Raw genomic sequence first — 13,079 nt, forward strand, 5'->3', positions numbered from 1 at the left:
TCGGGTGATTGGCGACTGGATCCAGTTTTACAACCAGAAGCGTCCTCACCAGGCGCTAAAGATGAAAACACCGGCGCAGGCCTATGCCGAAGCCGCTTAGTTGTGCAGGAACGGCTGGGTCATTACAGGAAGTTGTAAGGCCCCCTTTGGCGAAAGGTCTGATAAATACGCACGCAAAGCGCAACAGCATGGACTACTTAAAGAGGGGGAGCGTTTAGCCTGCGCAGATCTGCTAGCTTGCTTCGGCTGCCCTGACCAAGTAATAGTTCAGTCTGTTTCTGACATTTGGTGTTTACTGTCGTTTAAGGCATGTATTGAGGAGTCGCTGTATCTACATTTGGATGCCAGCCACTACCGCAAAAATTTCCAGAAAATCATTAACTTTATAGATTTAAACATATGCCCGACCATCAATAAAAAGATACTAAAGCAAGCCGAAGAAAAGTTAAATGACGAAGGTTTACACCCAGCCTGGGACGACAGTGCATATCTGTTAAATCTGCTGCCCCAACCCAGAAGGTAAAACAATGGACACGACACACCTCTATTCCAGCAGTTTTCCTGATCAGCATAAAGTTCAGGACATAGATGTGGTCAAACTCTACCATGAAGGGAAATTTGACAAACTTGATATTGTCACAGTCTGCAAAGACATAGATGGTCAGGTTACTGCCAGCTTTGGACAAAACGTTTGGAGTTGCATGCCATTTTCTCGAAAAAAAAATGCAAATAACCTTAATTTCAAAGAGTTCGACTATACGCCAAAACTGCAACGAGAGCTTAAACTTATCACCTATGGTTGGTTATTTAACAAAAGTCCTAAGAATATAAAGGCAGTGAAATTTTCGAGTGTTTATGTTCGGCTTACGGCAATTAAACGCGCTTACCAGTTTTTATTTAAAAGCAATCTCAGTTCCCTAAGCGCACTATCTCATTCAAACATCTGGGTAGAGTTTGAGAACTATTTGATATCCCAAAAATTATCCCAGAGTGCGCTCGAACAAACTTTTGTTGCAGTTAATGCTGCGACAGACTTTGCCTCGTGGCACAAGTTAGAATTGGGCTTAACTCCCATTAAAGCCAATATAAAAGCGAAGTCCCTCAGTTCGAAGGAGGCGCAACAAACTCTCGTGATTCCAGAGCGCTTATGTGATGCCATCTATGGTAAAGCGATTGAGTTAGTAGAGAGTGCTTACCCACACCGGAAACTAATTTCAGACACAGAAAAAGCCCTACAAGAAAACTATAATTTAGCTAAGAGCATCTTGGATGTGAAGATTAAATCTGGATCAATGTTTTCTTTTATTAATATTGATGGGAGCATCAACAGACATAAATACGCTTCTGCAATCGTAGATAACAAACCTCAAGGGCAGAGAAAAATTCTATCCACTTTAGCCAACAAACTCCCCAGCATTAAATTAACGCATGGACACCATTTCCAACGTTACTTATCAAATCTCATCACCGCAAGTTACATTATCTGTGGCGGCTTTAGTGGAATGCGAGACTCGGAACTGAATAAACTAGCTCCTGGCTGTTACTACAAAGATACGTTCGAGGGGCGGGATTACCACATGCTGCAATCTCACAGCTTTAAGCTCGGTGAAAAGCGTGAAACATGGGTGACGGCCGCATCATCAAAAATTGCCATTGAACTGATGACCGTACTTACGGAAAACTGGCGAAAAGACGTTAACTACCCGAATGAAAAATACGCTAATACACTATGGGTAAATCAATATAAACGCTCAATACCTCCTGTACTTATCAACAATTGGAGTGAGCGATTAAAGCGCTTTTGTCGTCAGTTTGATTTCTCTGTTACCGAAGCCGATTACCAAGAGTGCCTTATGTCTAACCCTCGATCATTGGTACGCGTGAAAGAGGACGTAGTACCAGGGCAACCTTGGCCTTTGACTCCACACCAATTTAGGCGCACGCTGGCATTTTATTGCATTAAAAACCGCTTTGGCACCTTGGTTGCGCTTAAGCAACAGTTTAAGCATCTATATTTGTCTATGACGGAGTGGTACACCAATGGCGGAAAACTAGCTAGTTTTCACAATTTAAAAATTGATGACAAGATGCGTAACTTATTGGCTGACATTAATGCTGAATGCACAGCAAATAAAATTTTCAAGCAATGGCACTCGGATGAAACACTGTCAGGAACCCATGGTAAGGCCATTATGAAGATGCGCGGTGATGTGCCAACCATTTATGGCTCTTGGGAGGTGATTTACAAAGCGGTTAAAGAGGGGAAACTAACCCTTCATGGCTCTATGCACAGCTATTGTAAGTCGGGATACGACTGCGATATGGATGGTGTTGTCACACCACAATTTTGCGTAGATTGTGGTTCTGGCAGTAGCATTATTGACGAGCAACAAGCCAAATGGTGGCAGAAAAAACACAACAGTTTAATCGCTTATATGGCGTCAGGTGACGATATTTCTGTGACCGAACGCAGCCATTACATCACTCAGATACGAGCAGCAGAAAATGTAATGTCAGACTTTGGCATGATATATACCCCCTTTGAGCCTGAACTTAAGGTAACGACAGTATGAACAAAAGTGAGAACACCTTAATGGTCTTAGAGGCGGCGTTGGAACGCATCATACAAGGTCAGCCTAAACGTATCCCTAAGAGCCGCAAACTCAGCGTCAGAGCTGTAGAGGAGGAGGCTAACCTAGGCAATGGTAGCGGCTATTACTACCCTGAGTTTGTTGCCAAAGTAAAAGCCGCCAAAGCAAAAATCTCTACAGATAGAGGCAACCAGGTAGTGCCAGAGATTCAAGCCGTGCGAGCCAAGCTCAACGAGCAAAAGCGAATTAAAACGAACTACAAGGAGAAGTACGAGGCTGAAAAAAACAAGCTAGCATTGTTTGCTGCTGCTCAGCATCAATTAAATGATAAGCTCGTCAAAGCGCTAGCTCAAATCAGTGCTCTGGAGTACGAAAATGCAGAGTTGAAAGAGGAACTGATTATATTAAAACGCGGCATGATCACAGCAATAAAATAATTGATTTTGAGGTTGATCGGATGATAACTAAAAACAACCATTACATCCCACAATGGCATCAGAAAGGTTTCATGAGCGATCGTGATGACCAGCTCTGCTACTTAACTCGTCGGGAGTTCCCCTTACCTAATGGTGAGGTGAAGGTGAAAACATTTAAAAAATGGCATACTCCGGCTCAACAGTTCTATGGGGAACATCTCTACTCAACTCTCTTCGGTGAAGATGTAAGCGATGATATAGAACGGAAGTTATTTGGCCCAATAGATCATAATGGCTCCAAAGCTATTCGTGCATTTCTAACCGACGATCAGGCCCAGTGGCACAATAATTTTAACGATTTCTTTATTTACTTAGATGCACAGAAGCTTCGAACACCAAAAGGTTTGGACTGGATTAGAAGTAAATACCATGAACTTAACCAACAACAGTTAATGACTGAAATGCAGTTATTACGTTCTATACACTGTACGTTGTGGGCAGAAGGTGTGCGAGAGTTGGTGTCAGCTGAAAATTCAGATATTAAATTCGTACTATCAGATCACCCGATCACCATTTATAACTATTCCTGTCCACCCGACTCGGAGTTATGTGATTATCCGAATGACCCTGACATTGCACTAAAAGGGTCTCAAACGATATTTCCACTAGATAAAAATCGTTGCCTGATTCTAACAAATCTTGAATATGCTCGGGATCCTGAAAACGTAAACCCACTTGAACAACGTACTAACCCAGGCCGAATGCGTCATAGCATGGTCAACACGATTGAATTTATTAATACACGAAAGCTAACTGCTGATGAAGTCACAAAAATTAACTACATCATTAAAAGTAGAGCACAAGTGTCAGTTGCCGCAGGTAAAGAGGAATGGCTATACCCCGAGCACAGCGTTACTTGTGACTGGGCTGATTTAAGGCACGTCTTGTTACCACCGAAAGAAGGTGTGATTTTTGGTGGAGAAATGTATGCTCAATTTGAAGATGGAACAGTTCACTATCAGGATGAATTCGGTAGAACAACACCAGAAAACAAATACCTAAAAAAAGATCTTGATGAGTCTCTCTTAGGCCGTAATGATTTTTGCGGTTGTGGAAGTGGTAAAAAATATAAAAATTGCTGTCGAGAAACCCCTCTTGAATTGCGCACAACATGGAGTGCTGTCAGCATCCGAGAGCGAAATTTGATGTTTTGTAACTGCATCCGTGATGTTCTCGGACTAGATAGCGGCAAAACATGGTTAGATGTAAGAAAAGAGCTTTCAGATAATCAGATTAAAACTATTTACGAGTATTACTCTATTTTGTGGCCTCGCGATACAGATATTTACTCACTATTTCCAAAGCCTGATGGAAAATTTAGAGGTTTATATAGTGGCATATTGGACATTCGAACTATTAGTGTTAATGCATTGCCAATGACATCAATGTTTGATGAGTTTTTAATTGAGACCCCAATAACCAATCCTAACAACGTCCGGCCAGAGTTTAGTCCAATAGAGAATCCATCCAGATACAAATATCAAGCCTTAAAAGATTTCTTGTTCATGCTGCAATTGGAACCATATATAGGACTTGGATTAGTTAATTTAATCCCTGATCCAAGCGAGTTTGACATGCCTCTGATGAGAGCTGTCATGGAGATGGCTGGTAAGCGTGGCAATCAGAAAAATATTCTGAATGAGCAAGATCGTCAGCTACATTTTGGAATGTGCATTGAAGATGTATTGAACTCAACATCTATGATGTCCAGAGAAGCAAGAGTTAAGTTACTGATAAATCAATTTGGACTTGATAATGATCATGCAACTCAAACGATTGATCTATTAGAGCAGCAAGCAGATGTCTCACCACTTGTGATGCTTCAAAAAGTTGATCGTAAAGATAATAGTCAATTCATGCTATTCAGAATGGCGCCCAACTATGAAATGTCGTTACTAATTGCTCAAGTGACAGGTTCTGTAGTAGTTACTGACAGCGGATCAAGATGGAATGAGATGATGGCAGCTCAACATAGGCCGCAAGGAATTGCGACTTATCCATGGGATAATGCTCATAATACTTTTAATTCGTTGCCGATTGACGAAGCAATTTTAGATACATATCGAAAATCTCAAGGTAATTTTTCCACTGCTAGAAAATGGCTTAAAACCATGGATCAGATGGTTTTGAACAATAACCGCGACCCTAGTAAATTAGCCAACTTAGCTGGGCAAGCTTCTGATCTTATGAGACAACTTGGGCAAGTTACTGACCAAGTTCTATTGTCCCAGTTCAAAATTTCGAGTCCCGAAGGTGGTTTCCATGATGTCAACGTACAACGGCTACTAGCTCGCTCTAGTTGCTTGAGGTATGACAGATATGTCAGGTCTGTTTACGGTATTAGCATCCAAGATTGAAGCAGTACAATTCATGATTCAATCAATGTACCTGTTCGAGAAGTGAAAGGGTGGTCATCTATCAGGGGGAAGTTCTGGAAAAATTGGGCTATCAAAAGTTGAAAAATAGGAAAAATAGCAAAAAATTACTATTTTTCTGGAAAAGGCCACTAAGCCCTACCATACAACGATTTCCAGATTTATTTCATAGTCAATCTGTGTAGGTAGTCCATGACCATGCGATAAGCGGGGTTGAAGCTGACCTCATCACCATCGGGTCAGCTTCCACCACTTGCTACCAAAACCCGGCCCTGGCCGGGTTTTTTGTGCCTTGCCTGTCCACCAGCCAACAAAACCTGCCTTCTTTACGCCGATTTTACGCCAGCCAAATTGGGCTTTATGGCGCCTTTACGCCCGTTTTACATACCCTTTCAGCGTCAATGAGCCCCATGGGATCGACACGGATATGCATCGATCCCTGACGCTAATTACCTCAACGGAGTCGTTATGAATTGGCTATATCTGCTGCTGGTCCTCGCCCTCGCGGGTTATCTGCTGCGCGCTCTCGCGCGCACCCATGAGTGAGGAACCGGATATGTGGCAAGAGATCATCTATCCCGTCGCGTTCGTGCTGCTGGTGCTGCTGCCGGCGCCTCTGCTTGGCAACTACCTCTATCGGGTGTTTGAAGGCAAGAGTCGCTGGCTCGCCCCGCTTGAGCGCGCCACCCTGGCCTGCTGCGGCACGGACGGGCGCGAGCAGGACTGGAAGTCCTACGCCCTCAGCCTGCTGGCTTTCAACGGCGCAGGCTTCGGCCTGCTGTTCCTGATCCTGCTGGCGCAGGGTCTGCTGCCCCTCAACCCGCAGCAGCTGCCCGGACTGAACTGGCAACTCGCCTTCAACACTGCGGTCAGCTTCATGACCAACACCAACTGGCAGGCCTACTCCGGCGAAGCCAGCCTCTCCTACTTCAGCCAGATGGTGGGGCTCACCACCCAGAACTTCGTCTCCGCCGCCACCGGCGCCGCGGTCGCCATCGCCCTGTTTCGCGGCATCGCCCGCCAGCAGACCACCCACCTCGGCAACTTCTGGCAGGATCTGGTGCGCTTCTGCCTCTACGTGCTGCTGCCGATGGCGCTGATCCTGGCGCTGCTGCTGGTCTGGCAGGGGGTGCCCCAGAGTCTGTCGGCCTACCTGCCGTTCCACGCCCTGGAAGGCCAGGAGCAGCTGCTGCCGCTCGGCCCGGCCGCCTCCCAGATCGCCATCAAGCAGCTCGGCTCCAACGGCGGCGGCTTCTTCGGCATCAACTCGGCCCATCCGTTTGAAAACCCCACCGCCCTCTCCAACTGGCTGGAAATGGTCGCCCTGCTGACCCTGGCCGCCGCCATGGTCTGCACCCTGGGCCGTTACGTGAAGGATCTGGCCCACAGCCGCGCCATCCTCATCGCCATGACCATCATGCTGGTGCTGGGGCTCTGCCTCGCCATCGGCCAGGAGCTGAAACCGGATCCCGCCCTCGCCCACCTCACCAGCGAAGCCGGCAACTGGGAAGGCAAGGAGAGTCGCTTCGGCCCCGTGCTGTCCAGCATCTGGGAAGTGGCCACCACCGCCGCCTCCAACGGCTCGGTCAACGCCATGCACGACAGCTTCACCCCCCTCGGCGGCATGGTCGGCATGATCAACATGCTGCTGGGTGAAGTGGTGTTCGGCGGCGTCGGTGCCGGCATCTACGGCATGATGCTGTTCGTGCTGCTGACCGTGTTCCTGTGCGGCCTGATGGTGGGGCGCACCCCAACCTATCTGGGCAAACGGCTCGGCATCACCGAGATGAAGTGGGTGGTCGCCAGCATGCTGGTGATGCCGGTCGGGGTATTGGTGATCGGCGGCATTACCCTGCTGATGCCGAACTCCGCCACCGTCATCGGTCACGATGGCCCCCATGGCCTGTCACGACTGATCTATGCCTACGCCTCGGCCGCCGGCAACAACGGCTCCGCCTTCGCCGGCTTTGCCGCCGCCGACAGCTGGCAGTGCATCGCCATCGGGCTGGCCATGCTGCTCGGCCGCTTCGGCTACATCATTCCGGTGCTGGCCATCGCCGGCCAGCTGGCCCGCGCCCCGCGTCAGGAGCGAAGCGAGGGGGACTTCCCCGTCAGCGGCCCGCTCTTCATCACCCTGCTGATCGTCACCGTGCTGCTGATGGGGGGTCTCTCCTTCCTGCCGGTGCTGGCGCTGGGCCCGGTGGCGGAACACCTGAGCCTGCTGGGAGGAGCCTTCTGATGCTGCACCTCCGACTGATCTGCGTGACCAACTACTCGATGCAGGGAGCTTTCCAATGAGCAAATCCGCTTCAATGAGCACCGACACCATTCAGGTGAAGGGCAAGAAACAGAAATCACAGATCCTGCAGGCCATGGTGGAAGCCCTCTATCGCTTCAATCCCAGGGCGCTGTTTGGCAGCCCCATCCTGTTCACTCTCTGGCTGGCGGCCGTGATGGCGACCCTGGAGTCGCTGCTGGGGCAACCGCTCTCCGGCGTCGCTCCTTCTCTGGCCTGGCAGCTGACCGCCTGGCTCTGGCTCACCCTCTGGTTTGCCAACTTCGCCGAGACCCTGGCCGAGGGGCGCGGCAAGGCGCGGGCCGACAGTCTGAAGGCCGGCATGAGCCAGCTCAAGGCTCGTCGGGTCACCAGCCCGCAGGATGACAAGGGCGAGTGGGTACCGGCCACCAGCCTGCTCAAGGGCGATCTGGTGCTGGTGCGCAGCGGCGAAATGATCCCCGCCGACGGCGAAGTGGTCGCCGGCATCGCCTCGGTCAACGAGGCGGCCATCACCGGCGAATCCGCCCCCGTCATCCGCGAGTCCGGCACCGACCGCAGCGGCGTGACCGGCAACACCACTGTCGTTTCCGACGAGATCTGGGTGCGTATCACCAACAACCCGGGCGAAAGTACCCTGGATCGCATGATTGCCCTGGTGGAAGGGGCCAAGCGGCAGAAGACCCCCAACGAGATGGCGCTGGACGCCCTGCTGGTAGGGCTGACCCTGATCTTCCTGCTGGTGGTGGCCACCCTGCCCTGGTTCCTCGACTACAACGGCACCCAGGTGCCCCGGCTCTATCTGCTGGCGCTGTTCATCACCCTGATCCCGACCACCATCGGCGGCCTGCTCTCCGCCATCGGCATCGCCGGCATGGACCGGCTGGTGAAGCTCAACGTGATCGCCAAGTCGGGCCGGGCGGTGGAGGCCGCCGGCGACGTGCGTACCCTGCTGCTGGACAAGACCGGTACCATCACCTTCGGCAACCGGATGGCGGACGAGCTGATCCCGGCCCCCGGTGTGGACCCCTCTTTGCTGGCCCAGGCCGCCATGCTGGCCTCGCTCGGCGACAACACTCCGGAGGGCAAATCCATCCTGACCCTGGCGGGCAAGAGCCACACCAGACCGAGCCAGCTGGAGAGCGACATCATCATCCCCTTCAGCGCCGAGACCCGGCTGAGCGGGCTGGATCGCAACGGCCATCACTATCGCAAGGGCGCGGTGGACGCGGTGCTGCGCTACCTCTCGCTCGATCGCAAGGCGGTGCCCGAGCTCATTCTCAAATCGGTGGACAACATCGCCCGCCAGGGCGGTACCCCGCTGCTGGTCTGCACCCACGAGAAGCTGTTGGGGGTAGTGTTCCTCAAGGACATCATCAAGCCGGGCATCAAGGCACGCTTCCAGATCCTGCGCCACATGGGGATCCGCACCGTGATGATCACCGGTGACAACCCGCTGACCGCCGCCGCCATCGCCGCCGAGGCCGGGGTGGACGACTTCATCGCCGAGGCGACGCCGGAGAAGAAGCTGGCCTACATCCGTCAGGAGCAGGCCGACGGCCGGCTGGTCGCCATGTGCGGGGACGGCGCCAACGACGCACCAGCGCTGGCCCAGGCCGACGTGGGCCTGGCCATGAACGAGGGGACCCAGGCCGCCAAGGAGGCTGGCAACCTGGTGGATCTCGACTCCAACCCCACCAAGCTGCTGGACGTGGTGCTGGTGGGCAAGCAGCTGCTGGTGACCCGCGGCGCCCTGACCACCTTCTCCATCGCCAACGACGTTGCCAAGTACTTCGCCATCCTGCCGGCCCTGTTTATCGCCGCCTATCCGCAGCTGGGGGTGCTGAACCTGATGCAGCTGGGCAGCCCCGAGAGCGCCATCCTGTCGGCCATCATCTTCAACGCCCTGATCATCGTCGCGCTGGTGCCGCTGGCCCTGCGCGGGGTCAGCCTGAAGGGAACGGCGGCCAGCCTGCTGCGCCGCAACCTGCTGATCTACGGCGTCGGCGGCCTGATAGTGCCCTTCATAGGCATCAAGTTGATCGACCTGGTCATCACCGGCCTGGGGCTGGTGTAACGGCATCACCGGATGCGGGGCAGGCCCGCATCCACCCAACACATTTGGAGCAAACACATCATGATCGCAATCAGAACCATGCTGACCCTGACCCTGCTGCTGGGGGTGGCGTATCCGCTGGCCGTCACCGGGCTGGCCCAGCTGCTCTTCCCCTGGCAGGCCAACGGCAGCCTGCTCACCAACGCCAAGCAGCAGGTGGTCGGCAGCGCCCTGCTAGCCCAGAAGTTCGAGCGGGCCGACTACTTCCACTCCCGCCCCTCCGCCAGCGATTTCGCCACCATAGGTGGCGGAGGAAGCAACCTGGGGATGAGCTCGCCGCTACGGGCCGAGTTTGCCGCAGCGGCGGCCAGGGCGCAGCCGGAAGCCAGGGTCCCCGCCCTGCTGACCCGCTCCGCCTCCGGCCTCGATCCCCATCTGCCCCTCGATGCAGCACTGGCCCAGGTGGATAGGGTCGCCGGGCAACGGGGGCTGGATCCCGTTCAGTTGACGGAGCAGGTCAAGTCGGCGGCACAAGCTGGTATCCTTGGCCCGCAGGTGGTCAACATTCTCCAGTTGAACCTGCAACTCGATCATCAAAAGGGCGCCTGAGGGCGCTCCTTGCCGTTCGGGAAGGCTCCCTTTCGACAACGGGGACAAGCATGAGCAATGAGGTCACGGCCGCAGTTCGGCCGATGCAACGGGAGCACGGGGATGCGTGATGAAGTGAGGGCAGACGCCCTGCTGGCGAGCCTGGAGCAGGAGCACAGGGGCAAGCTGAAGGTGTTTCTCGGCGCGGCCCCCGGCGTCGGCAAGACCTACGCCATGCTGCAGGCGGTGCGGGAGCAGGCCAGGGAGGGAGTCGACATCCTGATCGGGGTGGTGGAGACCCACGGCCGCCAGGAGACCCTGGCCCTGCTCGACAAACTCGCCATCCTGCCGCGCACACTGCACCTGCACCGCCAGCAGCGGCTGGAGGAGATGGATCTGGACGGTCTGCTGGCGCGCAAGCCCGCCATCGCCGTGGTGGACGAGCTGGCCCACAGCAACGCCCCCGGCAGCCGCCACGAGAAGCGCTGGCAGGATGTGGAGGAGTTGCTCGGCGCCGGCATCGACGTCTACACCACCCTCAACGTGCAGCACCTGGAGAGCCTCAACGATCTGGTGTGGCAGCTGACCGGGGTCAGGGTCAAGGAGACCCTGCCGGACCAGGTGCTGCTGGAGGCCGACAGCCTGGTGCTGATCGACCTCCCCCCCAAGGAGCTGCTCGGCCGCCTCAAGGAGGGCAAGGTCTATGTGCCCCACCAGGCCAAGGCCGCCCTGCAGTCATTCTTCTCCCTCAACAACCTGACCGCCCTGCGGGAGCTGGCGATGCAGACCGCCGCCAGCCACGTGGAGGGGGATCTGCAGTTGCAGTGGCAGGCCGCCGGCAAGACCACCTTGCCGCTGCGGGGCAAGCTGATGGTCTGCATCGGGGATGAGCACGGCGCCGCCCTGGTGCGTTACGGCCACCGCTTCGCCCAGCGCAGGCAACTGCCCTGGCTGGTGGTGCACATCGACAGCAGGGGGCAGCGCTCCCCCGAGCTGGAGCAGGCGCTGGCCCTCGCCTCCCAACTGGGGGCCAGGGTGCTGACCCTCTCCAGCCCGGCCGTGGCCGATGCCCTGCTGGAGACCGCCGAACAGCAGCAGGTCTCCCAATTGTTGCTCGGCAAATCCCGCAACCCGCCCTGGCGTCGATCCCTGGTACAACACCTGCTCAAACAGGCGCAGGGATTCGAGATCACGCTGGTGGATACCGAGAAGCGCAAGCCCGGCCTGACCCTGCCAACGGCAGGCCCGGGTGAGCTTCGCCAGAGCCTGCTCGCGGTGGCCATCATGGGGGGGACCTCGGCCGCGGTCTGGGCCCTCTCCCACTGGCTGCCCCCCGCCTCCCTGCCCATGCTGTTCGTGCTGGGGGTGCTGGCCACCGCGCTCACCACCAGCCTGGTCCCCGCTATCCTGGCCGCCGTGCTGGGATTCGTCGGCCACAATCTGCTGTTCACCTTCCCCTACTTCTCCCTGAGCGTGGCCAGCCACAGCGACCTGCTCACCCTGTTCGTGCTGCTCATCGTCGGCATCGCGGCCGGGCGCCTCGCCTCCCGCCAGCGTCAGCAACTGGTCAGTCTGCGCGAGACCCAGCAACTGGGTAACGCCCTGCTCTCCCTGAGCCAGGGGCTGGCCACCGCCAGCAGCCCGGTGGACGTGCTGAGACAGGGAACCCAGGCCATCGCCCTCGCCCTTGGGCAGCCCGTGTTCGCGCTCGATGGGGATTACCAGTACCGGGCCGGTGACACCCAGACCGGGCCGGGCCAGACCGACAAGGCCGCCATTGACTGGTGCCTGGCCCAGAAGCAGAGCGCTGGTGCCCATACCGCCACCCTCAACGCCGCCGAGGCCCAGTATCATCACCTCGGCGATGACCTGGTGCTGGGCATCCGGCTGGCCAGCCCGCTCACCTCCGCCGCCGAGCACCAGCTACAGGCCCTGCTCACCGATATCCGCGCCGCCCTGGCGCGGATCGATCTCAACGAGCGGCTGGCGGACAGCCAGTTGCAGGCGGAGACCGACCGGATGCGCGCCGCCCTGCTCTCCTCGGTCTCCCACGACCTGAAGACGCCGCTGGCCACCATCATGGGGGCTGGCAGCACCCTGCTGGAATACGGGGACCGGATAAGTGCGGAGGACCGCATCGAACTGCTGCACTCGGTGCAGGACGAGGCGCGCCGCCTGCACGGCTATGTGCAAAACCTGCTGGACATGACTCGCATCGGCTCACCGGACTTCCAGTTGAAACGGGACTGGGTCGACCTGGCGGATCTGGTGGAGAGCGCCCGCCGCCGGCTCGACTCCTCCTGGCGCCAGCACAAGCTGCTGGTGCACTTCGATCAGCAGATCCCCCGGCTCTATGTGCACGGCGCCCTGATCGAGCAGGTGCTGGTCAACATCCTCGACAACGCCTCCCGCTACTCGCCGGCCGGCACCCCCATCGAGTTCAAGGTGATGCTGGCGGACCCAGACCTCATCATCGACATCATCGATATCGGGGTCGGCATCGCCGAGTCGGATCGGGACAAGATCTTCAATCTGTTCTACACCCAGCCGGTCGGCGACTGCGGCAGCCGCGGCACCGGGCTTGGCCTCGCCATTTCCCGCGCTATGATAGAGGTCCACGGCGGCCGCATCTGGGCATTCGCCGGCCCCAACGGCAACGGCACCTGCATGCGCATCTCCCTGCCGCTGGCCCTCAACGCACCGGCGGCCTGATGGTCG

8 protein-coding genes are annotated in these 13,079 nt (G+C 55.6%); all 8 read left to right on the forward strand.

From position 1 onward, the window contains the following. The first annotated feature begins 4 nt into the window (after positions 1-4). The 8 genes from C3418_RS04645 to C3418_RS04690 all read left to right on the forward strand — a co-directional run bounded on the left by C3418_RS04645 (position 5) and on the right by C3418_RS04690 (position 13,073). Positions 5-100, forward strand: a complete 96-nt coding sequence (locus tag C3418_RS04645; protein WP_225522578.1) for an integrase core domain-containing protein — start codon at positions 5-7, stop codon at positions 98-100. Positions 101-527: 427 nt separating this feature from the next. Then, the gene (locus C3418_RS04655; protein WP_103858062.1) at positions 528-2,573 is read left to right on the forward strand and encodes a hypothetical protein; all 2,046 of its coding nucleotides are present in this window, start codon (positions 528-530) and stop codon (positions 2,571-2,573) included. Beyond that, a complete protein-coding gene (locus tag C3418_RS04660; protein WP_103858063.1) occupies positions 2,570-3,028 on the forward strand; it encodes a hypothetical protein in 459 nt (152 codons plus the stop codon). The genes C3418_RS04655 and C3418_RS04660 overlap by 4 nt, the downstream gene beginning before the upstream one ends. Before the next feature lie 20 nt (positions 3,029-3,048). Continuing rightward, positions 3,049-5,424 carry a DUF4238 domain-containing protein gene (locus tag C3418_RS04665; RefSeq protein ID WP_103858064.1) on the forward strand — a complete coding sequence of 792 codons (2,376 nt, stop codon included), beginning with the start codon at positions 3,049-3,051 and terminating at the stop codon, positions 5,422-5,424. Positions 5,425-5,998: 574 nt separating this feature from the next. Further along, the gene (gene kdpA, locus C3418_RS04675; RefSeq protein WP_103858065.1) at positions 5,999-7,681 is read left to right on the forward strand and encodes a potassium-transporting ATPase subunit KdpA; all 1,683 of its coding nucleotides are present in this window, start codon (positions 5,999-6,001) and stop codon (positions 7,679-7,681) included. Positions 7,682-7,736: 55 nt separating this feature from the next. Then, positions 7,737-9,794, forward strand: a complete 2,058-nt coding sequence (kdpB, locus tag C3418_RS04680) for a potassium-transporting ATPase subunit KdpB (RefSeq protein WP_103858066.1) — start codon at positions 7,737-7,739, stop codon at positions 9,792-9,794. 60 nt (positions 9,795-9,854) lie between these two features. Then, on the forward strand, positions 9,855-10,382 hold the full coding sequence (locus C3418_RS04685) for a potassium-transporting ATPase subunit C (protein WP_103858067.1): 528 nt from the start codon (positions 9,855-9,857) through the stop codon (positions 10,380-10,382). 102 nt (positions 10,383-10,484) lie between these two features. Further along, positions 10,485-13,073, forward strand: coding sequence for a sensor histidine kinase KdpD (locus C3418_RS04690; protein ID WP_010672298.1), 2,589 nt, complete (start codon positions 10,485-10,487; stop codon positions 13,071-13,073). The last annotated feature ends 6 nt before the right edge of the window (positions 13,074-13,079 follow it).

The organism is Aeromonas sp. ASNIH8 (assembly GCF_002919855.1).
Classification (GTDB): Bacteria; Pseudomonadota; Gammaproteobacteria; order Enterobacterales; family Aeromonadaceae; genus Aeromonas; species Aeromonas caviae.